The sequence below is a fragment of the Rhizobium hidalgonense genome, assembly GCF_002914525.1.
Classification (GTDB): Bacteria; Pseudomonadota; Alphaproteobacteria; order Rhizobiales; family Rhizobiaceae; genus Rhizobium; species Rhizobium hidalgonense.
On record NZ_LODW01000047.1, the window covers coordinates 34,990 to 59,735 of the forward strand.

Sequence of the window (24,746 nt, forward strand, 5' to 3'; positions counted from 1 at the left end):
ATCGGAAAAGCGCAAGTATGTTACCGTAGCATACCAGTATGGAGGCAACTTCAGCGCCAGCGAGCATTATCGTTCCTTTCTTTTGATCCTTGGAAGTCCACGAGAGTGAATGCCTACACCCACGAGCAGACGCGGCGCGGCGAAGACGAGAACTGCCTCATGGCGCCTCCTCCTCCACTCGCTCGCGCCGCGCCTGCAGTCTGTCGAACTTGCCGAAGTCGGTCATGATGCTAACCAGCACGCTTCCCGTCCAACCGAAAGTGAACAGACCGGACATTGCGATGATCGGGCCAAGGAGACGCCACCGATCTGGAAGGGTGACGTTGCCCTCCCCCAGCGTCGTATAGCTCTCGAGGACATAATAGTAACTGTCGCGCATCGAGGGGATGATGTCCCTCACATAGAGGGGGACCGCCCAGATCAGGGTTTCGGCGAAATGCAGGAGCGCCAACGCGGCGATTGTCACCGACAGCATCAAGTTCAGCCGCCAGTGCGGCGTTACGCTGGTGACGCGCGCCCATGATTTGCTGAACTGAAGGCTGATGCTCCGGATACCCACGCCGTGCACGAAGATGACGACGATCAGAAACACAGTGCCGACGAGGATTTCGAGTACTGGGTTCGGATTCGCTAGATGGTCCAAACTACCTCCTCAGTCCTGTCACCGCCGGTGAAAGGCTCTTGCAAACCTCCCACCGGACCGAAACGAGCACAGGCATGTTGCTTGGGGCCGGGTTCTAGTAGCAGGGAGGATAGGGATAATATCCGCACGCCGGATGCGGGTAGTAGTAAGGACGCTCGGAAGCGACAGCCGCGCCCATCGCTGCCCCTGCGACGACGCCTGCGCCGTATGCTCCGGGATGAGCGTACCAGCCGCCACGCCAAACCGCTGCACGCCCAGCACCCCCGACGGCGACACCCCCGTATGGCCCGCGTGCCGCAAACCAGTCGATGAACAGCGACGCGGGACCATCGGCACCTGCGAGATCACCTTCGAGGACGGCGACCTCGAAGGTCAGGTTTCCACCCTCCAGCTTCGGCGTCTTCAGGACGACGACCGCATCGGCGACGCTATCCCCCTTGCCGCTCAAGACCGAGATCGTCGCGTTCGGAGGATCCTTGGCGAAACTATCGGGGCCTTCATCCCACTGCTTGATGAACTCGGAGGTCAGGACATGACCCGCCGACCGCACCGGGCGGTCGGCGAACACGATTGATGTTGCAGAGATGGCGCTCATGGTGAGCTTACCATTCTCGAGCTTTGCACCTCCAGAATTGAGAACGGCGAGCGACGGCACCATCTTTGACTTGGTTGCGCCGATGGTCTTCTGTGCGGGTGCTGAAATCGCGTCCTGTGCAAGCGCCGGAGACGTGATTAGCAGGCAAGCAGCCACTGCGATGAAGCATGAGCCGGAAATTCTAATCATTAGTCCTACTCCTCTTCTAGCTGAGGGACACTATTTCAGAAGTCCCAGATTAATCAGTTGTACCCGCCTGTTGTCAGCCGATTCAGGGTGGCCGGGATCAATCGGCCACTCTTCACCGGCTCCTACCGAGAACAGGCGAGCGGGTGAAACCGCAAACGTGGTGGAGAGGGCCTCGTTGATCGCGTCGGCCCGTTTCTGGCTGAGTTCAAGATTGCGCTTGGCGGTTCCGGTCGCGCTCGAGTGTCCGACAATGAGGAACTTGTACCGGAACAGATCCGGATGGTGCAGTGCATCCGCAATCAGCCCGACGGTGCGGTAGGATTTCGGCTCGATGGCTGTCGAGTTGTTTTCGAAATCGATCTCGACGATCAACTGCGAGAGTTCTGACAGCTTGCCCCAATTGGGCAGCGCCGCGACGCCTTTGCCGACGTTGGCGTTTGCTTCTTCCACAAGCAGAGCGACATCGACGGCAGGTGCCGCCGACTTCACCTGTCCGAGCGTGCTCATGATCTGACTGTTGTCGAGCTGCTGGGCGGAAGCGACGCACGGAGCCAGAAGCAGGCCGAGTGCCACCGAGATACGAAGGCCTTGAACGATCATCCTGATTCCCCTTTCTTTGGCCATGGATCAACGCCATCCGGCGTCGGTGATTGCCTGGTTGCATTCCTTGTTGTCGACGCGCTTCGTCTCGACGAGGCAGGAGAGAATGTTGCCGTCGCCCTTCACGCCGTTGCAGTACTGCGAGATGTCGTGCTGGCAGACCTTGAACACCGATGCCTGCGCCTCCTGGCGTTGAGCGATCGACGTCATGACGCTGCCAAGGGTCGAGGTGCAGCTCGGGGAGACTTTTGAAGCGTTTTTCTCGAGGCAGGCCTGGATGCGGCCGTTTCCGAGGTTCTGGCCGTTGCAGAACTTCTTGATGTCGGAGCCGCATTCCTTGGCCAGGGTCGTGACCGCATCGGCGTAGCTGATCGTGTCTGCCCAACCCGCGGCCGTCATGGACAGGAGGGCGGCGAGCGCCGTTCCTGCGAAGTTGCCAACTCTCTTTGTCATCAATGTTCCTTTCTTCGAGCGATTGATCTGAAGTGGTCATTCTTTGATGCGCAGCGACGGCTATCGTAGTGGTGGTCTCAATGGCACGATGGCTGCTCTGTCGAGCGCCTGCTCGATCTCGATCCGCATACTGTCGATCAGTTCCTGATACTCGGCGATGCGCTCGTCCCGCTCGGGGGCAGACGATCCTTCCCACTGCTGCTTCTCGTCATGCGCGGTCAGAAAGTCGTCGCAAAGGTCGCGGAATCCCTCTTTGCGGGCGGCGAGTTCCTCGATCGCCTTGGCGCGCTCCTTGAAGCAGCTCCTTACGAATCCAACACCGTTCTCCATCCGGTCGATCCATTCGCGTACGTCGCCTCACGGCGGACAAGTTCAAAACATGATGACCCAGATTTCTCCCGTGGCAGCGTATCTTACAGTAGCAAACGGCCTCGACGCCGGACCGCCGCTCAACGCAGCCCCCATCCCAGAAGCAGAATGCCGCTCGCCGCCGTCCAACTGCCGACCACCCGCATCGCAATGCGTGTCCAATTCCACTTTGCTTTCAGCACGGCAGCCGAGACGAAGGCGATCAAGACGAAGACGAGACCGGCCGACCCAGTGAGTGCGGGGAAACCGTCGCGGGCGGCCGAGTACGCCGAGCCGAAATTGTAACCTTCGAACGCACCGAGCAGCAGGGCCAGCGATCCCGTTGCCAATGCCGGCATCCGAATGTCGGCAGCCGCAAGACCTCCCAGGATCAGCAACGGCAGACTTTCAAAGGCCGGATTGATGGCGAGCGGGCCGAACAGCATTCCCACAAGGCCGATTGCGACCCATGCAACCGGCAGGACCAGAACCGCGGTTCGCGCGTTCGCCACCCCCCCAAGTCCGGCGAGAACACCAAGCGCGACAACAGGCAGAATGGCTTCCGGCGACATCGCGAAATGCGCGACCCCGTCGTAGATCGGCCCCAGCCCGGTATTGACGAGATGAGCGCTGGCCTGGACCGGAATTGTTGCAATCCCGATCGACGCCCAAACGGAGCGTATGCGACTTTTCCTGCTGGCCACAACCTTTGTCATGCCAGTGCATTCCATAGGAATAATGCGCCGACGGCTCCGACCGCGCCGCCTGCCGCCCTGACGGTGATCCTGCCCCAAGGCCACTGGTAGAGCAGTCCGATGACGATGCCAACGCCGTGCAACAGCCCGGTCGCGATCACGAAGCCGAGGCTGAAGAACAGTGCGTTTTCTCCGAGCGGCAGTTCGGCGCCGTGCGCGTAACCGTGGAAGATCGCAAACGCCCCGACCAGGATCGCCGCCGCGAACAGCGGCGGCCGGGTTTCGGTCAGGACGGCCGCCCCGAGCAGGACGCCCGACAGGGCGATGCCAATTTCGATGCCGGGCATAGGCACACCCAAAAGGCCTAGAAAGCCGCCGAATGCCATGACGAGGGGAAAGGTGATCGGCAGCATCCAGATGGCAGGTTTCCCCAATTGCGCGCCCCACAGACCAACGGCGATCATCGCCACGACGTGATCAAGCCCGGTTATCGGATGGAGGAACCCGATAGCGAAACCTGACGCGCCGGCCGTCCCGACATGAGCCTCGGCGACCCCGGCAGAGAGCAGGAGTGCCGTCGCGAACAGCCCCACGCCGTGGAGTGCTGAACATCTCATGCGGTTCCCCCCAACATTGCAGCGATGCGATCAATCGTCCAATAGGCGCCCAAGATCCCGACCACGTAGGCGGGCATCAGTTCCAGGGCGCGCGGCAGTCTGATCTCGATCGATTTCAAAGCAGCGACGAGCAGGATTATGAGCCCCACGAAAACCAACTGGCCCGCCTCGACGCCCAAATTGAACATCAGCAACGCAAACGGGATGTCGCCCTGCGGCAGGCCGAGCGCCGTCAGTCCGCTCGCAAATCCAAAGCCATGCAACAGCCCGAAGGCGAAGGAGACAATCCATGGGTGGCGGATCGTAAAGCTCGTCTGTCCACGCCACACCCTGACGATCTCGGGACCGAGAAACAGGATGGACAGTGCAATCATTGCGTTGAGCGGCAGCGCCGGAACCGCGACCTTTCCCAGCGTCGCTACCGCCAGGGTGATGGAATGGGCGACGGTGAAGGCGGTGATCGTCTTCACCAGAATCCACCGCGAGCGGACGATGAAGAGCAGACCGAAGACGAACAGCAGATGATCGATACCGAGAAGGATGTGCTGGAAGCCGCTCAGGAAGTAGACTCGGGCCGCGGCAAGTGGACTGCGGTTGGCGGCGAAGTCGATCCATGGCTGGGAGGGATGGATCATCGTCGTCTCGACGGTGCCGTCCAGCAGGTGAACGCGGACCAGCACGTCGGTGATCGTCGCCTGTAGCCCGACGAATTCGACACGCTTACCTGCAAGGCCACCGCCATCCGTCTCGATCACCCGCGTCTGGACAAGTGAATCCGGAAGCTCGCGCTCGGCCGGCTCCGTCACGTTGCGCACGCTCGCGGGAAACCCCAGGACGATCGGGAGCCGCATGCCTGACAGCATGGGCGTGCGCCAAACGACCTTGTAGCGGTTTGGCGCCATCTCATCGATTTGCAGATATGCGGGCCGTATCTCGTGGGCGCAGGCGGCTTCAACGAGCGCAAGGACGGAAACGACGACGCCGAAGAGCATGCGTCCGAGAACCGTGGACAACATCCGCCCGCCCCTCATTGCGCCGACACCTCAAGCCCGAGGTTGAACCCAGGGGGCACCTGTAGATCCTGAAAGTCGGCGGCCTCGATGGGTGGCACGACAACCGAGTAGCGCACCCGCATTTCATCGAGCGCCGAGTTCTTGATCTCGCGGTACTTGTCGTCGATCCAGCCCGCCTTCACGTTTGGCATCACCTCGGCGTAGGTTGGGATCCGACCTGGTTCGATCGAGTCGATCCAGATGAGATGCCACCCGTAACCCGATTTGACCGGTCCGGCCCATTTTCCCGGAGTGAGCTGGAAGAGAGCCTCGGAGAATTCCGGCCCGAACTCCTTCGCCATCTGATCGGGAGTGGCGTCGCCGTAGAAGCTCTGGAACATGAAGGGATCGCCGATTGCGGCGGCTTCGCTGGATTCCGGAGACTTCCCCTCGATTGAAGCCAGAGCGGCTGCGGCCGCCTCCTTGGTTTCTTTCCCGTGCCGGTCCGTCGAGAAATAGAGATGTCGAAACGTCGCATGTGCAGGGAGCGCGAAGGTCTCCGAATTCTTCTCGAACCAGGCCTTCAGCTCCGCGTCGGTCGGCTCCTGCAGGGCGGCTACGTCGCTGGCCAGAAAGTCCATCTTCTGCGCCAGCCTGCGCTTGACCACCTCGTCGTCGCGATCGAGCCCGAGGGAAACAGCTTCGCGGAAGAGGATCTCCTGCGTAACCTTCTGATCGACGAGACCGCGCACCTGTTCCGGCGTCGGGGTCGACCTTCCCTGCGCCAGCCAGCTTATCGCCAGTTGCCGAACGTCGTCCTTCGTCAACACGATCCGGTTTGTCGTCGCCACGTCATCCCGTGCCGGCGTCAGCAATTGATAGCCTCCAAACAGCAAGGCTCCGGCGGCGACGAAGTGGAGCAGCGGTTCGCTGAGAAGTCGTCGAAATCTCCCCGAGGCGTTATGTTCGCCTCCGTCTGAATTGCCGAACGGCTCAGGTCTATCTGGAGGCAGTTTCACTGGCCCGCCTCCTTAGCGAATGACAGCCTGGACTTCGTAGTTCGCGTAGCCGAATTCATTGCTTCTGGCGGCCACGTACTTGTCGCTGGACGTATAGACCGTCAGCTCGAACGGAGTTCCATCGATCGTCGTGATGATGTGGCCGTCCTTGATTGCATAATCGGCCGACGAACCTGACGTGCTCGGATGCATGATCTGCAGAACGTCGTCCGCGCTGGGTTGACCGCCGTTCAGCTCGGTTATGACGCGCTGACCGTGCTCCCCGAATAAGACATCGAAATTCTGGTTGGTGACCCTGTTGCGAACTTTCAACGTCTTGCCAACAACGAGTTCCTTCAGTTGATCGTTGGTGAGCGCGACTGCTCCTGCCTTGGTCAGATCTTCGACCGTCAGGCCGCGCTCCGCCTTGGCGACGGCCGCGGGCGTCGGGGTGTACCAGATCGGCGACGTCCAGGCGCGTTCCTGAACCGTCGCCGCCACGCTGCTCGGGGGAAGGATGCCAAGCTTGACGGCATCATACGTGCTCCAGCGCGGCGTCGGGATCTGCAAGACACGCGAATAATAGAATGCGTGCAGGCTTGGGTCGAACTCCGGATCGGTCCACACCGCCTTCAGTTCCACGGCGCCGATATCGTTGGTGTAGGTCGCCTTGGTGATATCGACGGTGCTTCCCACCGGAGGGAGTTTGCCGGTAACTGGATCGGGCTGGCGGCTTCCTGCCCAGGCGACGTCGAATATCTTTTCGAAAATCTGGCCCTGCTTGGTCCAGCCCTTGACGATCTGGATACGATCGAGATTGGCGTCGTCGGGGTCCTTAACCGCAGCAACGATGAAGGTGGGAACCTTGTCATCGGCCGCAGGAAGATCACCGCCCATCGGGACGCCGCCGGCGTATGCGGTTTTTGCCCAGTCCGCGTTGGCAAGAACTCCTTTGTCGTAGTCCCAGCCGCCAAACATGCGTGCCTGGATCCGCACGCCGCTGGTGGCATAGACCTCCTTGCGTTGCATCGCGTTGAAGATGGAATCACGCGTGTTCTGTTCCGCCCAAACGACGGTCAGGCCCGAGGTCCCAGTCTCCATGATGTTCATGCCGGACGCAACTTTGCCGGCCAGTCGTGCGGCCGGCGTCGCGTCGACGAGCCCGTGATCGCCGAAGAAGTTGGACTGCGAGTAAGCGGTGACGGTGTTGTGCGAGTCGCCTGCTCCGACCACCCCGAACTTGTAGGGATTGTAGCCGCGGGTCGCCTGCAAAGCCAAACCGTTCTCGTAGGCTTCGCGCGCGTAGCTTCCATGCAGCTTGGACGTGCTGTTGTCGATCCCGATCAGGTAATTCATGATCTCGAAGTTGGCGAACTCGTCGTTCGGCGAGAGATCAGGATGCGTCTCGGAGGCCCCCTTTGCCTGCTTGAGTTCCGTCAGCGGCTCGTTGGTCATGCGTTGTTGCGCCCAGGCGGCATCGAGCGGATTGCCCTTGCTGTCGACGTCAGTCGGAAACATGATCCCGTTGGACAGGTTCGCGTTGTGAGAGATGGCCAGCACCTCGTTCCCGGCCTTGCGCTGGCCGTCCATCCACGTCCAGAGGTCTTCGGGATGGTCGGATTCAAGTGCGGAGAATGGTGCGGCAGGAGCCTTCGCACAGTCCTTGAAAAAGACGTTGCGGTGCATGTTCTGGTTATTCGGCATCGACGTCCACTCGTACGAGCAGAAGGCGGTGAACTGGCCGGGCTTGTTGTACTTGTCGGCGATGGCAATATTTTGCTTCCACACCGACCCAACAACAGCCGGATCCACCAGCTCCGTGAGCGGCTTGTGGCTTGCTATGCTATCCGCCAGAAACTCGAAGATTTTCGTGGCGCTATTGTCTTTGCTGACCTTTAGCTTCGCGGCAACCGGGAGCTTGCTGATCGGAGATGTGGGATCATTGGCAAGACGGACGACGCCAACATATTCCGAGTGATCGGTCACGCCCTGAAAATCGAGGGGTGTCTTGATCTTCACGTCGAAGCCCGCCGGGTGTTTGATGGTCTGCCCCATCGAGTACTGGTACGCCTCTTCCGGCCCAGTCACCGTATTTCCGATGATATAGGCGTCTAGCGACCAGCTCGTGTGCTGGTGGGTCTGCCCGAAGTATGCGTGCCGTTCCTGGGCGCCAGCTCCGGTCGCAGCCACTGCGAGGATCGTTGAGGAAAGCAAAATTGTAACCCGGTTTGACCTGCGCATGTCTTGCCCTCGATTGCTATTTGACCTTGGGGACGAAAGTTCGCGTCAAGCTGTGAACGGCTAGAGCGAAAGCGCAAGTATGTAACGGTAATATACGGGACCCCCGCACGTAGTCCGCCACGATTAGTCCCGCGAAATCGGCGGGCGTGCCACTGCTATAGCTGACGGACGTCGGGCGACCTTCCAGCTAATCTTGATGGACGATGACCCGTTTATGCAGTAGGTTGCATTCGCAAACGGTAATATAGCAGAAAAATGTTCCTCAAGAGCGGGTGAGGTGCAGGCCGTGCAGAACAAGTTGCAATCGGGGCGCGAAGATGCGCCGTCTCCGTCACGGCCTGAGCCGGCTCCGGATGATATCCGTTTTCAACTCGATCGCATCATCGCCAGTCCGGAATTCCCGCGTGTCGGCCGCAGTGCCGCATTCCTGACCTACGTGACGGAAGAAGCGCTTGCCGGCCGTGCAGAGCGCATCAAAGGCTACACGATCGCCGTCGAAGTCTTCAAGCGCAGCGAAGCTTTCAAACAGGACGATCCGGTCGTTCGGATCGAGGCCGGCCGTCTCAGGCGTCTGCTGGAACGCTACTACCTGGTGGCGGGGCAGCATGATCCCATAAGGATCGATATCCCTAAAGGTGGATACGCGCCTTCCTTCGTCTGGAATGAAAAGGCGGACGACGCCGTCGCCCACGATGTCGATATACCCGTACCTCGACGGTCGAGCTTCGGGCTGCAGCACCTGATGCCGGTCGGTTTCGGAGTTGGCGTTATGCTCGGCCTCAGCGTTGTCGCGATCGGCCTGTTCGCTCATATGCTTGCAGGCCAATCGAAACCGCTTCCATTTCCTGAAGGGCCGACTCTCGTCGTCGCTCCGTTCGCCGATCTTGGCGACGGGCCACAATCGGAACTCTACTCGGTCGGGCTGACCGAGGAATTGCTGACGGCGCTTCCTCGCTTCAAGGAGGTGCACGTGTTCGGGCGGGAGACATCCAGATCGCTGTCGCCTGGCGTGCCTGCCTCGCAGGTGCGCGGAGAGCTTGGTGCCCGGTTTCTGCTAGCAGGCGGCGTGCGTGTTTCAGGCGAGCGAGTCCGGGTGACAGCACGCCTGGTCGAGACCGATACCGACAAGATTCTCTGGTCCGCCACCTACGACGATGACACTCACGTCCGCGACTTGTTCAGCATTCAGTCGGACGTCGCGAACAAGGTTGCGACTGCAGTTGCCCAGCCATATGGAATCATGGCTCAGGCGGATGCCGTCAATCCTCCCCCTGACGACGTTGGGGTCTACACCTGCACGCTGGGCTTCTACGCCTATCGTGCGCACTTGACGGTAGACCAGCATGCGGACGTCCGCAATTGTCTCGAGCAGGCCGTCGAGCGATATCCGTCCTTCTCAACCGGATGGGCGATGCTGTCGATCATCTATCTCGACGAGGAACGGTTTCGATTCAACACGAGGTCCGGCACGCCGGCGGCGGTCGAGCACAGCCTGAGCGCCGCTCGACGCGGGGTTCAACTGGACGCGGGCAACACCCGCGCGCTCCAGGCTCTGATGACCGCGCTGTTCTTCAACCAGCAGGTCGCCGAGGCGTTGAAGATCGGCGAACAGGCGTTGGAGACCAATCCAAACGATACTGAGCTTCTGGGCGAGTTCGGTACGCGTGTCGCCCAGAGCGGGCAGTGGGAGCGCGGGGCAGCCCTATTGGACCGCGCGATCGCGCTCAATCCGGCTGCCGGGGGCTACTATCACGGAATGCGCGGATTCGCAGCGTACATGCTTCATGACAAAAAAACTGCACTGATGGAGATCAGTCAGGCCGACCTGCAGAAGTTCCCGCTCTATCACGCGGTTGCGGCAGTCATCTACGTGGACGCGGACATGATGGACGACGCCCGCCGCGAGGCCAGGCGGTTCAACGAGATGCGTCCGGATTTCATTCCGAACATCGTCGCCGAGCTGAAATCGCGCAACTTTCAGCCTGCGGATCGGGCGAGAATGATCGCAGACATCAGAAGGGCCGGTCTGCCTGCAATGGATGAAGTCGAGGCGTCGATGGTCTTGCCGACCAAATGGCCGCCGGTTTCTGTGCCCTAGGCTGCGACCCCAAAGATCGCCGTCGCAGCACAGAACATACCAGAAGTTACGGGCGTTCCGTGCCTTCGGGAGATAGTTTTCTTGCCCGGACCGGGCTGTTTGGCTTCGGATGTGTTGAGTTCAATTGAGGGTGATCGGTGGGCAGCATTGGTGGTGGGGTGGCGTCGGCTCCAAGGAGCTGGTTTCGATGGTTCGCTGGAGGTGTCGTGGTCGTGCTGCTTCAAGGATGTGGCGGGCATCCGAAGAACGTGCTCACTCCGGTTGCCGACACCTCTCCGCAGTCGCCGAAAGTGGACATGCTGATCGCCACCACTCGCACCCGTTCGATCGTGCCGGGTGAAATGTTCAATGGCGAACGCGCGCGAACCCCCGCGTTCGCGGACATGACGATATCCATTCCACCGAGCAAGGTTCGCAAGGAAGGACAGGTCGCCTGGCCGAGAAGATTGCCGTCAAATCCGGCTACCGACTTCGCCACCGTCAGGGCCGACGACCTCGACGTCGGCGAAGCCAAGAAATGGCTGAGCGCGAGCGTTAGGAAGACCCCGGACGGCAGCGTGCTCGTCTTCGTTCATGGCTTCAACAACCGGTTCGAGGATGCGGTCTACCGCTTCGCGCAAATCGTCCACGATTCCGGCGTCCATAGCGCGCCCGTCCTGGTGACGTGGCCCTCGCGCGGCAGCCTGCTTGCCTACGGCTATGACCGTGAGAGCACCAACTACACACGCAACGCGCTGGAGACGCTCTTCCAATATCTCGCAAAAGATCCCGAGGTGAAGGAGGTGTCGATCCTTGCGCACTCGATGGGCAACTGGCTGGCGCTGGAATCGTTGCGCCAGATGGCGATCCGTAACGGGCGTCTGCCCGAGAAATTCAAGAACGTGATGCTCGCGGCACCCGACGTCGACGTCGACGTCTTCAGCCAGCAGATCGTCGACATGGGCAAGCAGCATCCGCAGTTCACGCTCTTCGTATCGCGCGACGACAAAGCACTGGCATTTTCGCGCCGTGTCTGGGGCGACGTCTCCCGGCTTGGTGCCATCGATCCGGAGCAGGCGCCCTACAAGAAGGAGCTGGAAGACAACAAGATCATGGTCATCGATCTCACCAAGATCAAATCCGGCGATAGCATGAACCACGGCAAGTTCGCCGAGTCGCCTCAGATCGTCCAGCTCATCGGTCGGCGCATTTCGGAAGGACAGACGCTGACCGACAGCCACGTCGGACTTGGCGATCAGATCCTGGTGGCGACCACCGGCGCTGCGACCGCGGCGGGCAACGTGGCGGGGCTGGTGCTGGCTGCACCCGTCGCCGTGATCGACCAGGACACGCGCGACAACTATGGAACCCACGTCGGAAGCCTGGCCGGTGCAGACGCCACACGGTCGGTCGCCTCCGGGAATTGCGACCAGACGCGACCGACGACGAACTGCAAACGCTGATTTTCGCGGACAGAGGATACGGTAAGATACATGGTCATGACGAGCTTTTTGCAGCATCATTCCGACAGGGACGCAGACGGCGATTCGGGGCAATGCCGTCTCAGGCAAATGAGGGGATACATGCGAGTTAAATGGTTGCAGGCGGCCGCCTTGTGCGTCGGCCTCGGTGTCACGTCTTCGGCGTATGCGGCAGACATCGCGCCGGGTATTCCGGAGGCCAAGGTGGTTCAGAGCGAAAGCGGCTGGACGTATACGGTCGCGCCCTACTTCTGGGCCGCGGGGCTCTCCGGAGACATGGCGCAATTCGGCTTGCCGGAAGTTCACATCGACTCCGACTTCGGGGACATCCTGGACAACCTCGACTTCGCCTTCATGGCGGCTGGCGAGGCCCGTTACGACCGTTTCAGCATCTTTGCCGACATCATGTACACCAAGCTCGGAGCGGACGCGAACACGAGAAGGGGCATTCTGGCCGACAGTGTCGACGTAACCTCGAAAACCTTCGCAGGATTGCTCGGGGCCGGATATTCAGTGCTCGAAAACCAGTCAGGGCACCTCGACATCGTCGGCGGCGTCCGCGTCTGGTCTGTCGACACGACCATCAGCTTCAACGGGGGGCTGCTCGGCGGGCGTGAAGCGGACGACGGTGCGACCTGGGTCGACGCCCTCGTCGGTGTTCGGGGAAATTACTTCTTCACGCCCGAAGTCTACGTGACCGGCTGGGGCCTGGTGGGCGGCGGAGGCGCCGATGTCGACTGGGACGTCTCCCTGGCGCTCGGCTACAAATTCACCGACACGATCTCGGCCGTCGCCGGCTACCGCGCAGTCGGTGTGAACTACGATAACGACGGGTTCGTCTTCGACGTCGTCGAGCAGGGACCGATCATCGGCGTGGCGTTTCACTTCTAAGCCGCAGCCTGCGTGACATCTGGGTTCGTTAATGGGGGCATCGCAATGAACCGCATGACCTATCGGACGGTGGTTGCTGTCCTGGCGCTTGGGCTGGGAGCGGGAGTTGTCCATGCTCAGTCGAACGAAGACCTGGCGAAGAAGCTCTCCAATCCGATCGCCTCGCTGATCAGCGTTCCGTTCCAGTTCAACTACGATCATGGCTACGGCCCGGACGATGGCGACAAGGCGACGCTGAACATCCAGCCCGTTATTCCGTTCGCAATCAACGAGGATTGGAACGTCATTTCGCGCACGATCCTGCCGGTCACGTGGCAGAACGACATTGCCGGGCCGTCCGGAACGCAGTTCGGCCTCGGCGACATCACCCAAAGCTTCTTCTTTTCTCCTTCGAAACCTACGGAAAGCGGCATCATCTGGGGTGCAGGCCCAGTATTCCTCATTCCTACGGCGACGGACGAGCTCCTCGGCACTGGCAAATGGGGCGCGGGACCGACGGCGGTCGTCCTCAAGCAGGACGGACCATGGACGTTCGGGATGCTCGGGAACCACATCTGGTCGTTCGCGGGTCAGAGCGATCGGCCGGACGTGAGTTCGACGTTTCTCCAGCCGTTCGTCTCCTACACAACCAAGGACGCCTGGACGTTCTCGCTGAACACGGAATCCACTTATAGCTGGGAAGCGAACGACTGGTCTGTTCCGATCAACTTCACAGTCGCCAAGCTGATCACCATCGACAAGCAACCGATCAGTCTGACGGCTGGAATCCGGTATTGGGCGGAGGCGCCGGACAACGGACCCAATGGCCTGGGCTTCCGAGTAGCGCTCACATTCCTGTTTCCGAAATAGGTCCTGCTGTCGCGAAGGCGGGCGACAACCCGCAAGTCCAAAAGGGAGATCACTGATGAACGTTCTCAAACCGACCGGCAGCTTGCTCGCGACGATATCGATTTTAACGCTGGTCTCCGCGCCGATATTCGGCCCCTCGCCCGCGGAGGCGAGACGGGCAGCGGCCGCGTGCGGACCTAGAGGCTGCGCTGCGGCGGCCTGCGGACCACGCGGTTGTGCTGCCGGGGCACGAACAGCACCTGGCTATCGTCCGGTCCCAGGTCGTGGCGTCGTGGTCGTCACGCCCCGTCGCTACTGGAGACCGGGCGGCGCGATCGCTGCAGGCGCCGCGATCGGTTTCATCGCCGGCGCGGCGGCAGCCTCCGTAGCGGGCACGCCTCCCAAGCCCGGATATTGCTGGTACTACACCACTCCTGCCAAAACGACCGGCTTCTGGGACGTATGCCCCTCGTAGCGCGACGGGGCGAAGCCCCAGTGAAAACTTTGCGGGCGGTTTTCTGCTTCACCACCGAACTGAAACGCCTCGGCCTCGGCCTCCGGGGTTAGGAGCGAACACCGGACAGCGACGAGTGCTCGAGATCGAGGTCGATTGAACTTCAACTGCGGAGGAAAACGCCATGAAGCGCATGTCGATCGTCATTGCCGCACTGGCGGCCATCCCCACCATTGCCCATGCAGAAGATCCGATCATCGGAAACTGGAAAACGGAGCTTGGAGACACCACCGCGATCACGTCCTGCGGCGGCGGCTACTGCATCACGCTCAAGTCCGGCAAGCATGCAGGTAAGCAGATCGGCACCTTCAAAGGCAGGGACGGCAGCTACGAAGGCCGGATCACCGATCCCGACGCCAACAAGACCTACGACGGCTCCGTGACGGTCTCAGGCAATGCCTTGAAGCTGAAGGGCTGCGTCCTGAAGGTCGTCTGTGAATCGCAGACCTGGCCACGACTCTAACGCGATTGGAACTGTTAAGGCAGGGAGATTTGGAACACGGGTTCCATCTCGGGTTCGATGCAGCCGATTTTGAAACCAGCGCCTTGATGGGACTCGACTGCAAACCACCTACGTGAATAGCTATGTGCCTACCAAATTCTTATCTCCTTTGCTCGCCTGCCGGGCTGGTTCCCTTCGATCCATTATGCGATTTTCTTAGCCCAGAACGTGAACACCATATCAACAAGTCAGGCAGTGGCCCCGAAAGCACGCGGTGCCACGAAGGATCCTCCATTCCGGAAGTGCCAATGTTGTCTGGGTCGAACCGACCCTGATCGCCGAGGTCGAGTCGTGATCGTTTCAGCTGCACGAAGACCGGCGGCAACTGAAGGGCCTGCACGCGTCCTCTGATCGAAAGAAAAAAGGGCGCCAAAACCGACCCCCTTTTCAAGAGATCTGCAGCGGCTTCCGCCATCTCCTGATTTCTCGACATGGAAGGTGTAAGTCCCGCTGACATGCTTGTCGGCGCGGACGAGCGCATCCAGTCTCACCATACCAGCTCCAGGCGTTGCTTTGATTTCGCAAAGCTGCGCCTCTTCAGATTGGCTGGCAGTTGTCATGGCTGCAACCGCGCCGACGGGAAACAGGACCAGCGCGAGTATCGCCATCAGGCGACGTGGATGTTGGATGCTATTTGGCATGGGCCGTCTTCCCTCATGGTCTTCTGTTGCGCCCCTTGATCTCATTTTACGACGTCACATTATCGCGCAGCCGCTTACGGGCAGGCCTGGACGAAGGCCGCGACATTGCCGTTGCCGCCCTGGCTGACATTGGCGCTGCAGCCATGGCCGACCTGAACGCCAGCCGCGATGTTGCCATTGCCGTCCTGGGTCAGGATGGTCGTGTGGTTGGAGCCAAACTGGCCGATGCCGGCGACGTTGCGGTTGCCGTTCTCCCCAGGCTCGCGGCAACAAGAGTGACGGTAAGGGTCTTAAACACATTGCGGGTCATCCTGATCTCCATTTGCGAAACCGCTCACACTTTTCGGCATCATGCTCTAGCCACGATGATCAACTTTCGCATCTTCAAGCTGAATCTATTCGGAATTGCCCGTTCAGTTGTCGTTCAGTCGTTGCCGATACTCACATCGTTGGCCATGGCGCGAACAATATGGCTGGTCGAACTCCGCCGGTCGCGCGCAGGAAGGGTACGCAAGCCGGATCAGAACCTACCAGAGCGGTGGCTACAACCGGATTGTTGGCCGTCAATATGGTCGCCATAACCTTTCGGCTGTCGGTCAGGAAGGCAATGACAACTATGACGCCACCTATCAAGCCTTGTCTGCGCCGGCCTATGCCGGCGGCCGGATCTCGTTCAGCCTTGCGCCGGACAATGCCGAGGATGCGGGTCTTTTCTCATCTGGGCTGCGCGTCTATTCGCTCTACCGCGGCCTAAAAGACGGCGACATCCTGCAGTTGGGCCGGGGTAACGCAGCTCGCATCGCCCAGTTCGGCCGCGGCAACCTCGGCTTCATCCAGCAACGGGGCAACGGTCATTCCGCAACCTTGCGGCAGAATGGCAACAACAATGCCTATGGCATTTTCCAGTATGGGCGACATACTGAAACCGACGTGGTGCAGGATGGGGATAACGGCAGCGGTGCAACCTTCAGCTATGGCTAGTAGGGCAACTCACAGCAGTCGGAAGGCGATGTCACGTCCTTTCGTCCACCCCTGGACAGGGCGCTTGCCCGCAATTCATACCTCGGAACATCGGCCGGTCACAAGACAAATCCGACGTGTATCGCCGCCAGTCAATCATGGAACCGCCACCTCGCCGGAGGTTTCTTGCTCACATCGGACGCTACCGGCATCCCGCTGGCACTCCCGAACCGGAGGTAACTATGAAAACGCTGATCGTCTCCATGGGCCTGTTGGCTGCAACCGTCTTTTCGGCCTTTGCAGCGGAACCGGCCAAAATGGTCGATACGAAGATGGGTAAGATCCTGGCAAACGCCAAAGGAATGACACTCTATACGTTCGACAAGGACGCCATGGGCAAATCAAACTGCGACGATGCCTGCTTGAAGAAATGGCCGGCCTTCCACGCCGCCGCCAAGGCCAAGGCGGAAGGCGAATGGTCACTCGGTAAGGCGGCCGATGGCAAGGAGATGTGGGCTTACCAAGGTAAGCCGCTTTACACCTTCGCCGGAGACAAGAAGCCTGGCGATATGACCGGCGATGGCGTCGGCGGCGTTTGGCATGTCGCCAAGTAGCCCAACGCACGGGAGCCTTTCAGGGCTGAATTGAAAGGATTGAGACTGGGATGAGGGCGATGAACCATCCGCGTGCACGCCCCTCCCGGTCCGACATCGAGACAATTACCCCTTCACCGGCGTTCCGGAACCGGCGTCAGCGCCCCAGCCGATGCGAGGTGTAGCAGAAGCACGGGGTTCGGCCATTCGAGCAGCGAAGCCGGTCCGCTGATCATCGTCAGTAGCCGCCGAGAGCGGCGATCGTCAGGTTATACAGGCCCGAGAACGGGCCGGTAATTGATATGGGCTCAGATCGTGGATCCGCCGATGAAGAAGAAATTCGAAGCCACTCGAATGAACATTTGACAAAAATCCTAATGTGAGCGGATTCGAGCTGTAAACCCATGCATGAATAGCAATGTGCCTATAGTCAGGATGGCATAGGCCTCCTGCCAATCCTCCCGGCGCATTGGAGCGCTGGACCCGATCACAAGTGAGCGCGCGAAAAGAACACCACTGTCGTCAGTAAGGCGACCGCGAGGGTTAGCATCCGGACGACCGATGCCGGCAGCCTTCGTCCGACATGTGCTCCGATCCACCCGCCGATAACGGCTCCGATCGTCATCGGAATGCACTCCTGCCATACGATTGCGCCGGCCAGTACGAAGACGACGACGGCGACCGCGTTTGCGGCAGTTACCATCATCATTCTTGTCGGATTCAGGCTCTTGATCTCCCCGCCCCCGAGCGCGCTCCATGCCGCAAGCATCATAAGGCCCACCGCGCCGCCAAAATAACCGCCATAAAGACCGAGAAAGAATTGAACCGTTGCGAAGGACAGAAAATTCGGACGTGCCTGCGTCCGCAGCTTTGCGCTGAGCCTCGGACCTGCAGCCAGCATCAATGTCGCCACCAGCAAAAGACATGGCAGGATCCCATCGAAAATCCTGGATGGGGTTAGAAGCAATAACACGCTTCCGGCCACACCACCCACTACTGTCACGATAGCGATGGGCATGACATTGATGCCGCACACACTCCTGACCCCGTCACGGTAGACCCACGAGCTGGTCACACCGCCTGGAAACAAGGCCAAGGTGCTCGTCGCGTTTGCGGCAACCGACGGCACTCCGACCGATATCAACGCCGGCAGGGATACGAACGACCCGCCACCGGCCAACGCATTCATGCTGCCTGCCAACAAGCCAACGAGGAAAAGAAGAATAATATCGTACATGTTCAAATCGCCTTGGAACCCAAGCTTGATTTCCACCGAGACGCTTGTCCAAAACCGCGGCCGGGGGGCGGGTTGGGTGCACCGACGCTTTACCCCCCTGCCGGTGACGGGGCAATCTTCGCCATCACGGCAGGAAGCCCGACGATCCGGCGCCAGCGGGACCAATCTCGAATTTGAACTCTCCGTTGCTCTTGAAGCCTCGATAATTGATGCCGTTTGAGTTGGGGAGGTTGTACAGTAGCCATCAGCCGGCGCTGCTTTTTTGGTAGGCAATCGCAGAGACTGAAAGTAGTGATGGATGGAACGTGCACTGCTCGCCTTGAAACAGTTCGAACCAACAACCCTTTGATTCTCAGCATCGAGAGCAAAGCCTAGCTCGTTGGCAAAGAGTCTGGCCATTCCTGCGCGCCATGGAGGACGCGAAGAATGCGGACCGCTGTTTCGGTAATTGCATACGCCGCGACGTACGGCGTGCCGTTAATTACCAGTTCGCGGGTGCCAGCAATTCTGCCAACACGACCGCTCGCGGGAAAATCTACCAACCGACGGACGGCAGCAACGATCCGTTCATCGACCAGAATGGCGGCTGAGGGATTTTCTGCTTCAATGTATGTGAAGATGGCATCGCGATCCGATAGCGCGAACGCCGACCAGGTAAGCTTCACGATTTGCGAGCACCCGCGTTAAGGCGGGCTGCCGCTCGACGTTCAGCAAAATGTGCCTCGACTTCATCATCCGAAACGTCCGGTCGAGTATCGTTCAGGGCTTCAAGTACCTTGGTGCGAAACCAAGCGTCATGGGCCTCACTGCCTGAAAGAAGCTCCAGCGGCAGCGCACCCTCATTGGCCGTCCGGGTGAGTAAGATCCGAACCGCGTCCGATACCGTAAGCCCCATATTTCCAAGCACTGCGGAGGCACGATCCCGAACCTCGGCATCAATACGAGTTTGTACCAGTGCATTTGCAGCCATAGCTATCTCCACATTTCGGTGGAATGATAATGCAAATGAATGACAAATGCCATAGCGCTTTAGACCGCCGTTTCTTTTAGTTGCTCTTGAATGTATCTGAACCGACGAGCGTAATCTCAATCGTATAGGATAACGCTTATTTATGGAACTCTTGAGACTGAAATAACAGGAAACAGTGGCGATGAACTCTCTCCCGCCACCGCGATATTCTGATTTTCAAAGGCCCGAAGCGCGGCCTGTCTTAGCTCCAGGCGTGCAGCGGCGGCTTCTCTCCATTGAGGAAATACTTGCCCAGGATCGAGTATTTCCACCGCACCGGATCATGCAGCGTATGCGTCCGGGCATTGCGCCAGTGGCGGTCGAGATTGTGTTCGGCAAGCGTCGAGCGAGTGCCCGCCAGTTCGAACAGCTTGTTGGTCGCCTCGATAGCGATCTCGGTCGAGAGGATCTTGGCCCCGGCCGTGAAGATCTGGGCTTCCGCCACGGTATCGGCATTGGGATCGGCAACCGCCCGGTTAATCGCAAGTCCGGCTTTCTCGAGCAGTGCCTGCGCCGCATGCAGGCGGAGCTGGAGGCCGCCGATCGCCTGGATCGTGTAAGGATCATCCCAGGCGTGGTCGAGACCACAATCGATCCAGGCACGGGACTTAGTGCGGACGAAGTCGATCGTCTCCTTGATCGCTGCCGATGCGATGCCGGTATCGACGGCAACCTGGATGATCTGGAAGATGGCGCCGTCCGCCGTCGGCTTGTCATAACCCTTGTATCCGGGCACCAGCCACGCCTTGTCGACCTTGACGTTGTCGAGGATGACGGTGCCCGAGAGCGTGGTTCGCTGGCCGAAGCTCGACCAGTCGTCGATGACGGTCAGACCCGGCGCATCGCGATCGGCGATCGCGTACCAGGCGCGGCCTTCGTCATCGAGCGCCACGATCGGCACCTTGTGGGCAAGCAAGGCACCGGACGAATAGAATTTCTGGCCGTTCACCACCACGTGGTCGCCATGATCGACAAACCGGGTTTCGAAATCAACTGCCCGCTTAGAAGCAGAAGTCCACCGTCGGACGCCTCCCTCGCTCTCAAGATGGCTGATGATGTTTTCAGCCAGCACTTTTTTCCTTTCGGAAAGTAAGGAGTAACGCCTCGGACGGAACTACAGAGGCAGAACGATAAGATCTACATATCCAGCCCCTCGGCCGTATGATCCAGACGCCTACCGCCGGCAAGTTCGATGCAATCATCTCCAGCATGTCGGCGACGGCCAAACCGAGGGATCATCGCCTTCAGCGATTCTACAAAATTAGCGCGATTGGCGGCAACCATTGTCACCGCCAAGCGCAGACGGCGGATCTGGCCTCCCGACACGGGGTCTCCTTCTGCCCTACATTGCAATTCGAATGCCGCGCCCCATATGTCTATCGGAGCGGAACTGCGAAGGCGCAGCCGTTCGCGGATGATGGTGTTACCGCATCGGTAGCACACTGGCAGGCTGATCAGCCCTGCCGCGCCTCCAGGCGAGACTGCCTACTACTTCCCCAATAGCATGTTCTGCTGCAGCCCGAGTGGATCGGGCATTATCAAACCTCCGGGAGAGAATGCGTGACACTGACCTTTCCGAATAAAAGCCGCAGTTTTGATGAGAGCCGGAATGGGGTCCGCTTTTCCGGTTATGACGGCATGTTCGAAGTGCGGTTTTTAGTCGAAGCCAACGCCTTGCGGATCGCGAGCCAGCCCGGCCGCTCCGAGGACGAGTGCCTGAGAGCCTTCGACACGGCGCGCGAGATCATTCTGGAGGCGGCCACCCATGCCTACGGCCGCGGCGGAAAAGACCGATATATCCTGACGGCGCAGGATATCCGCCGGTAAACTTCTACAGCCGCAAAAGGGCGTGCAGGAGCCAATGTCAGTCGATAGAAAACATCTCAGTGTCGCAGGCCGCGTGGCGACCCGCTGTTTCGACCCGGGCGATCTTGAATCGGCCGTCTATAGTGCGCTCGCCCATGCCGGCGATCTCGACCCTAGCTATATCTTCGTCACCGCGCGCGGCCGCGACATCACGCTGGCCGGATGGGTGCATTTGAAAGCGGAGGTGTCACGGGCTGAGGAGATTACACTGAGGACCAACGGCGTGCGCAAGGTTCACAATGAACTGTCGCCGGATTTATGAGGCAAGTCCGTCCGGCACTATTTCCATGGAGCGGCCGCATCGTATTCCGCTATCTCACGGTTTTCGATGGCGTTCATTGGGGCGGCTCCTGCGTCGCATTCGCCGCTGCCAAGAGATCAGCGAGCGCCGTCGGCTCGATCCGGACGATCCTGCGCAAGCGGCTGCCCTGCGCAATCGACGGCAGATGGATGTAGGTTGCAGTGCGGCGGTAGGCAAGCCACGACAGGCCGTCGACGAGCTCTTCATCCTCCGCGATCTTGTAATCGCCGGCCGGATGCATCTCACCAACAAGATCGGGAAGCGCGAAAGGGGCGGAGAAGTGGACGATGGTGTTCGTCGTGCGTGTGGATGACATGTCGGACATGGTAATGGCTCCCAGTTGAAGGCGGCCAAGCCCCAACGAATACATCTCTACAGGGCATGGGCGCGGCCATCGGAATTCGGAGCGATGGTCCTCAAGTCTCTGACACCGGCGACAGCCACGGGGTCAAACTTCGACAGGGAACACCTGCGCCCTAATTGCGTCGCAACTGGGACGAAATCTTGAATTACAGGTTTTATTCAGATTCGATTGGTCAGATTTATAATTTTATTGGTGAATAAGTAAATTAAACTGATCATATAATAAGGACTTATTCGCCTTCTTATTGCGTCATTCTGCTGAAATACAGGATGCTGCACGTTCCAAAGATCGGACTTTGCAGGAAATACGCACACTTTCGCCAACCTGCTCAACAAGCAGGAGGTCGGCCGCGCTTCGCTGCGAACGGCAGTGCTCATCACTTCACAATGAAAAAAGGAGGCATTTGAATGTCGAGACATAACAACGCCAAGCCCTTTACCGCCAGTGACTGCCACGACTTCAGCGCTAACGGCAAGCGTCCAGACGGCAATCCCTCCGCGAAGGAATTGATCGCCCATGCCGTCGCCGCACGCACCGACCTCGCCGCGCCGCCTGAGGAAGCGCGCCCAATTGACGAGTGCGGTAAAGCAAAGAACTCGCGGCATCAGATCGCAAAGCGCCGAAACACTGTGGCCGATGATAAGAGTCTGGCTGTTCCGGATCTTCCCACAATGGTTGAACTCGAGCAGGCTCGGACCGATCACAGCAGGAAGATCGCCACCCGGTAAGCTGAAAGGCGTGCCGAGGAAGCTGATGAAAAGGCTGCGGAGTGAAAAAGGATTAGACCCACCGACTGCCGCGCGTGTGCGGCGGCTGGCTCAGCAATCGGATCGAAGCCTGGATCATATCCTGATGGAAGCAATGACCTCGCACAGCGTCCTTCGCTTTTGCCTTGGATAAAGCGCAATAGAGGCGCATGCTGAAATATTGGCAGGCAATGACACGGGCGCTGCCGATCAAGGGGTGGCTCCCTTCGCCCCAATCAAAGGAGGACAAAATGTCTTCCACCTTCAAGATCTCTTCCCATATCGCGGCTTACCGCGACTGCTTATTCAGGGCTTCCATCCTGGCGAGCTTCGCCGTCATCATTAGTTTAATTTTGAGAGGATGGTTATGGTAGTAATCATCACAACTGGAACTGCTGCGAAACGCGACGAGAATTGGCGCCTGCGGTCCATCCTCAAGCGAGCGGACTACGCCACGACAGATCTGGCGGCTTCAGAAAATGGCGACCATCACGAAGAGGTGATGGTGATAAGACGCATTAAAGCGGCGACGATCCCGACGCCCGCCTATCCCTCTTCAAGACGGCGGAAGCTGCATGCCGATCCTGAGGCTTTGGCATCATGGGAAAACGAAGGGGGCGCATTTCCAGTTGTGCACCCGCCGGCTGACCGGAAAAATTGTTGACCTCCGAGGCGATTGAGCAAGGAATGCCAAATTGGCAAGTGCCGCAGCTGGAGAGCCCGTACCATCTCTGTCTTCGCTGATGAGACCCGCGCCATGGTTCGTTGCAAGGTCCTACAGCGATCTTGCCATTGCAGGCGCCATTGCCGGCATGCTCCCGGGTTCAGAACCATTGCTCCGGCTTGGGAAAAGGTGACGGACGCTTTTCCTTGCACCGACGTCATTCGCAGGCCGGGCGGCACATATGTCGGTGATTGGCCTTCATTGCTAGGACCGAAATGGTCGAAACGAAAGAGTTTTCGCCACCGATTTTTTATTAGCTGAAAGAGACGACGGACAAAAGAAGCCAGAATGTCAACATAGTTCATCGCAGCGGCAGAAGCTCAGCCGTCGAGCGTTCGCAGAAGATCTGCAATTTTGATCGTCGAGAAATTCGAGAACGTGTCGCATACCGCGTATGGCAGGACGATCTGGTCGTTGTGGCGCATGGCGCCGCAGGTGTAGACGACGTTCGGCACATACCCTTCCCGCTCCGAGGGCTCCGGCCGCACCAGTGGTTCGCTCGAGCGGGCGAGGACCTTAGACGGATCCTGTTTATCGAGCAGCGCCGCGCCAATCGCATATTTGCGGACGGCGCCGACACCATGGGTCAGTAGGAGCCATCCTTCGTCGAGCTCGATCGGTGAGCCGCAGTTCCCCATCTGAACGAATTCCCACGGGAATTTGGGCTGCAAGATCAGTTCCCCTCCTTCCCAGGAATAGAGGTCGTCGGAATAGATGAGATAGAGGTTCTCGTTGTCCTGTCGTCCGATCATCGCATAGCGGCCAACTATTTTGCGAGGGAACAGGGCCATTCCCTTGTTTCTTGCCGCCGATCCTCCGAGCGGGATCATGCGGAAGGATATGAAATCGCTAGTCTCGAGCAATTCGGAGCGGATGCCCGTGCCGCTATATGCTGTATAGGTCGCGTAGAACATTGTCTGTCCGTTATCCTCGAAGGTCACGAAGCGCGCATCCTCGATGCCGTTCGATTGTGCTGGCGTGATCGGAAAAATCACTCGTTCGCTGATATGTTGCTGGGCGCTGAAGCTCAGTTCGACAGGCTCGTCGAGCGGGTCCGATATCCGTGTATGCACTGTCGGAGTGGAGGCGAGCCGAGCAGTCGGCTCTATTTCCACGCTTCCATCCGCCGCGATCAATCCGGTTCGGAATGTCAGCGAGGATACATGTCCTTCGCCCACCGCGCGCAGGCTGAGGATGAACCGCCGACTGCCCTGCAGGACTCCAGACTGATCCGGATGCACGACGATGCTTGGATTGAACAACGCCGATGCCTCGAAGGAGTATTCATGCAGAAAATAGGCTCCGACGAGCTGACGTTGCACCTTGGTGAACTCGACGTGAGGCGTGAATGCCTCCTCCATGTCGCTCGCCCGATTTTCAAATGTCGCAAGCAAGTTCCGGTGGCGACCCTCGAAATTTTCCAGGACGTCGGCGAGCAGGCTTTCCGTCGTTTCGTGATCGAGCGACAAAAGCCGATCGACGATATGGTTCGCTCGCGTCTTGTCTGTCGGATTGAGATCCCGCGGCTCGGTCGCTGGCTTGAACGGGCGCACGACAACGCGCGTGGGATCGGGACGCAGGAAAAGCGCCTGACGGTTCAGAAAAGTGGCATGTGACAAAGCGATCTCGATTTTATCTGGA

Annotated in this window: 28 protein-coding genes and 3 pseudogenes; 12 read left to right on the forward strand and 19 right to left on the reverse strand. The window is 59.3% G+C overall.

All coding sequences use genetic code 11. The annotated features are described in order from the left end of the window. Window positions 1-157: 157 nt before the first annotated feature. From ATY29_RS09130 to ATY29_RS09175, 10 genes are all read right to left on the reverse strand, one after another. Window positions 158-643 (reverse strand): ion channel, encoded by a 486-nt coding sequence (locus tag ATY29_RS09130; protein ID WP_097536116.1) that lies wholly within the window; start codon window positions 641-643, stop codon window positions 158-160. A gap of 94 nt (window positions 644-737) precedes the next feature. Beyond that, window positions 738-1,427 carry a hypothetical protein gene (locus ATY29_RS09135; RefSeq protein ID WP_097536118.1) on the reverse strand — a complete coding sequence of 230 codons (690 nt, stop codon included), beginning with the start codon at window positions 1,425-1,427 and terminating at the stop codon, window positions 738-740. A 30-nt stretch (window positions 1,428-1,457) separates the two neighbouring features. Further along, window positions 1,458-2,027 carry an OmpA family protein gene (locus ATY29_RS09140; protein WP_097536367.1) on the reverse strand — a complete coding sequence of 190 codons (570 nt, stop codon included), beginning with the start codon at window positions 2,025-2,027 and terminating at the stop codon, window positions 1,458-1,460. 27 nt (window positions 2,028-2,054) lie between these two features. Beyond that, window positions 2,055-2,483: a cysteine rich repeat-containing protein gene (locus tag ATY29_RS09145; RefSeq protein WP_097536120.1), complete on the reverse strand. Its 429-nt coding sequence runs from the start codon at window positions 2,481-2,483 to the stop codon at window positions 2,055-2,057. A gap of 57 nt (window positions 2,484-2,540) precedes the next feature. Then, complete coding sequence (locus tag ATY29_RS09150) at window positions 2,541-2,810, reverse strand: hypothetical protein (protein ID WP_097536123.1); 270 nt, start codon at window positions 2,808-2,810, stop codon at window positions 2,541-2,543. Window positions 2,811-2,929: 119 nt separating this feature from the next. Next, entirely contained in the window at window positions 2,930-3,544 is a 615-nt protein-coding gene (locus tag ATY29_RS09155) for a HupE/UreJ family protein (RefSeq protein WP_097536125.1), read from the reverse strand. Next, on the reverse strand, window positions 3,541-4,140 hold the full coding sequence (locus ATY29_RS09160) for a HupE/UreJ family protein (RefSeq protein ID WP_097536127.1): 600 nt from the start codon (window positions 4,138-4,140) through the stop codon (window positions 3,541-3,543). The genes ATY29_RS09155 and ATY29_RS09160 overlap by 4 nt, the downstream gene beginning before the upstream one ends. Beyond that, on the reverse strand, window positions 4,137-5,171 hold the full coding sequence (locus ATY29_RS09165; RefSeq protein WP_097536129.1) for a HupE/UreJ family protein: 1,035 nt from the start codon (window positions 5,169-5,171) through the stop codon (window positions 4,137-4,139). Before ATY29_RS09165 ends, ATY29_RS09160 begins: the two co-directional genes overlap by 4 nt. After that, window positions 5,168-6,151, reverse strand: coding sequence for a peptidylprolyl isomerase (locus ATY29_RS09170; protein WP_375164737.1), 984 nt, complete (start codon window positions 6,149-6,151; stop codon window positions 5,168-5,170). The genes ATY29_RS09165 and ATY29_RS09170 overlap by 4 nt, the downstream gene beginning before the upstream one ends. A gap of 12 nt (window positions 6,152-6,163) precedes the next feature. Further along, window positions 6,164-8,371, reverse strand: a complete 2,208-nt coding sequence (locus ATY29_RS09175) for a DUF3604 domain-containing protein (protein WP_097536131.1) — start codon at window positions 8,369-8,371, stop codon at window positions 6,164-6,166. Between the two features lie 286 nt (window positions 8,372-8,657). Here ATY29_RS09175 and ATY29_RS09180 point away from each other — a divergent pair, with 286 nt between their 5' ends. From ATY29_RS09180 to ATY29_RS09205, 6 genes are all read left to right on the forward strand, one after another. Beyond that, window positions 8,658-10,469 (forward strand): adenylate cyclase, encoded by a 1,812-nt coding sequence (locus ATY29_RS09180; RefSeq protein ID WP_097536371.1) that lies wholly within the window; start codon window positions 8,658-8,660, stop codon window positions 10,467-10,469. Window positions 10,470-10,681: 212 nt separating this feature from the next. Next, entirely contained in the window at window positions 10,682-11,911 is a 1,230-nt protein-coding gene (locus ATY29_RS09185; RefSeq protein WP_097536373.1) for an alpha/beta hydrolase, read from the forward strand. A 120-nt stretch (window positions 11,912-12,031) separates the two neighbouring features. Then, window positions 12,032-12,820, forward strand: a complete 789-nt coding sequence (locus ATY29_RS09190) for a hypothetical protein (RefSeq protein ID WP_097536133.1) — start codon at window positions 12,032-12,034, stop codon at window positions 12,818-12,820. A gap of 54 nt (window positions 12,821-12,874) precedes the next feature. Continuing rightward, window positions 12,875-13,669 carry a transporter gene (locus ATY29_RS09195; RefSeq protein WP_244597385.1) on the forward strand — a complete coding sequence of 265 codons (795 nt, stop codon included), beginning with the start codon at window positions 12,875-12,877 and terminating at the stop codon, window positions 13,667-13,669. A 55-nt stretch (window positions 13,670-13,724) separates the two neighbouring features. Beyond that, a complete protein-coding gene (locus ATY29_RS37595; RefSeq protein ID WP_097536137.1) occupies window positions 13,725-14,123 on the forward strand; it encodes a hypothetical protein in 399 nt (132 codons plus the stop codon). A 163-nt stretch (window positions 14,124-14,286) separates the two neighbouring features. Then, complete coding sequence (locus tag ATY29_RS09205) at window positions 14,287-14,625, forward strand: DUF2147 domain-containing protein (RefSeq protein WP_097536139.1); 339 nt, start codon at window positions 14,287-14,289, stop codon at window positions 14,623-14,625. Between the two features lie 443 nt (window positions 14,626-15,068). Here ATY29_RS09205 and csgH read toward each other — a convergent pair. Together csgH and ATY29_RS09215 are read right to left on the reverse strand one after the other, a co-directional pair. Then, a pseudogene (gene csgH, locus ATY29_RS37600) lies at window positions 15,069-15,305 on the reverse strand (curli-like amyloid fiber formation chaperone CsgH); the annotation flags it as partial. A gap of 74 nt (window positions 15,306-15,379) precedes the next feature. Continuing rightward, window positions 15,380-15,559, reverse strand: a pseudogene (locus ATY29_RS09215) (curlin); the annotation flags it as partial. Between the two features lie 382 nt (window positions 15,560-15,941). On the opposite strand from ATY29_RS09215, the gene ATY29_RS09220 reads away from it, so the two are divergent. Then, on the forward strand, window positions 15,942-16,286 hold the full coding sequence (locus ATY29_RS09220; protein WP_097536141.1) for a curlin: 345 nt from the start codon (window positions 15,942-15,944) through the stop codon (window positions 16,284-16,286). Between the two features lie 221 nt (window positions 16,287-16,507). Further along, window positions 16,508-16,879 carry a COG4315 family predicted lipoprotein gene (locus ATY29_RS09225; protein ID WP_097536143.1) on the forward strand — a complete coding sequence of 124 codons (372 nt, stop codon included), beginning with the start codon at window positions 16,508-16,510 and terminating at the stop codon, window positions 16,877-16,879. A 466-nt stretch (window positions 16,880-17,345) separates the two neighbouring features. Here the strand turns inward: ATY29_RS09225 and ATY29_RS09230 are convergent, their stop codons facing one another. The 4 genes and pseudogenes from ATY29_RS09230 to ATY29_RS09245 all read right to left on the reverse strand — a co-directional run. After that, window positions 17,346-18,095: a sulfite exporter TauE/SafE family protein gene (locus ATY29_RS09230; RefSeq protein ID WP_097536145.1), complete on the reverse strand. Its 750-nt coding sequence runs from the start codon at window positions 18,093-18,095 to the stop codon at window positions 17,346-17,348. A 371-nt stretch (window positions 18,096-18,466) separates the two neighbouring features. Continuing rightward, the gene (locus ATY29_RS09235; RefSeq protein ID WP_097536147.1) at window positions 18,467-18,760 is read right to left on the reverse strand and encodes a type II toxin-antitoxin system RelE/ParE family toxin; all 294 of its coding nucleotides are present in this window, start codon (window positions 18,758-18,760) and stop codon (window positions 18,467-18,469) included. Then, entirely contained in the window at window positions 18,757-19,065 is a 309-nt protein-coding gene (locus ATY29_RS09240; protein WP_062578764.1) for a type II toxin-antitoxin system RelB/DinJ family antitoxin, read from the reverse strand. Before ATY29_RS09240 ends, ATY29_RS09235 begins: the two co-directional genes overlap by 4 nt. A gap of 241 nt (window positions 19,066-19,306) precedes the next feature. Beyond that, window positions 19,307-20,110, reverse strand: a pseudogene (locus ATY29_RS09245) (acyl-CoA dehydrogenase family protein); the annotation flags it as partial. Between the two features lie 554 nt (window positions 20,111-20,664). On the opposite strand from ATY29_RS09245, the gene ATY29_RS09250 reads away from it, so the two are divergent. Both ATY29_RS09250 and ATY29_RS09255 read left to right on the forward strand, forming a co-directional pair. Next, complete coding sequence (locus tag ATY29_RS09250) at window positions 20,665-20,931, forward strand: DUF1488 family protein (RefSeq protein ID WP_097536149.1); 267 nt, start codon at window positions 20,665-20,667, stop codon at window positions 20,929-20,931. A 34-nt stretch (window positions 20,932-20,965) separates the two neighbouring features. Beyond that, on the forward strand, window positions 20,966-21,232 hold the full coding sequence (locus ATY29_RS09255) for a BON domain-containing protein (protein WP_097536151.1): 267 nt from the start codon (window positions 20,966-20,968) through the stop codon (window positions 21,230-21,232). 73 nt (window positions 21,233-21,305) lie between these two features. Here ATY29_RS09255 and ATY29_RS09260 read toward each other — a convergent pair whose 3' ends face one another. Continuing rightward, window positions 21,306-21,596, reverse strand: a complete 291-nt coding sequence (locus ATY29_RS09260) for a hypothetical protein (RefSeq protein ID WP_097536153.1) — start codon at window positions 21,594-21,596, stop codon at window positions 21,306-21,308. Between the two features lie 446 nt (window positions 21,597-22,042). On the opposite strand from ATY29_RS09260, the gene ATY29_RS09265 reads away from it, so the two are divergent. Then, window positions 22,043-22,363 carry a hypothetical protein gene (locus ATY29_RS09265; RefSeq protein WP_097536155.1) on the forward strand — a complete coding sequence of 107 codons (321 nt, stop codon included), beginning with the start codon at window positions 22,043-22,045 and terminating at the stop codon, window positions 22,361-22,363. 52 nt (window positions 22,364-22,415) lie between these two features. Here the strand turns inward: ATY29_RS09265 and ATY29_RS36820 are convergent, their stop codons facing one another. Next, window positions 22,416-22,649, reverse strand: a complete 234-nt coding sequence (locus ATY29_RS36820) for a hypothetical protein (RefSeq protein ID WP_165779417.1) — start codon at window positions 22,647-22,649, stop codon at window positions 22,416-22,418. Between the two features lie 99 nt (window positions 22,650-22,748). Here ATY29_RS36820 and ATY29_RS09275 point away from each other — a divergent pair, with 99 nt between their 5' ends. Next, window positions 22,749-23,045 (forward strand): hypothetical protein, encoded by a 297-nt coding sequence (locus ATY29_RS09275; RefSeq protein ID WP_097536159.1) that lies wholly within the window; start codon window positions 22,749-22,751, stop codon window positions 23,043-23,045. 380 nt (window positions 23,046-23,425) lie between these two features. Here ATY29_RS09275 and ATY29_RS09280 read toward each other — a convergent pair whose 3' ends face one another. Beyond that, window positions 23,426-24,724 (reverse strand): glycoside hydrolase family 130 protein, encoded by a 1,299-nt coding sequence (locus ATY29_RS09280; protein ID WP_097536161.1) that lies wholly within the window; start codon window positions 24,722-24,724, stop codon window positions 23,426-23,428. Between the last annotated feature and the right edge of the window lie 22 nt (window positions 24,725-24,746).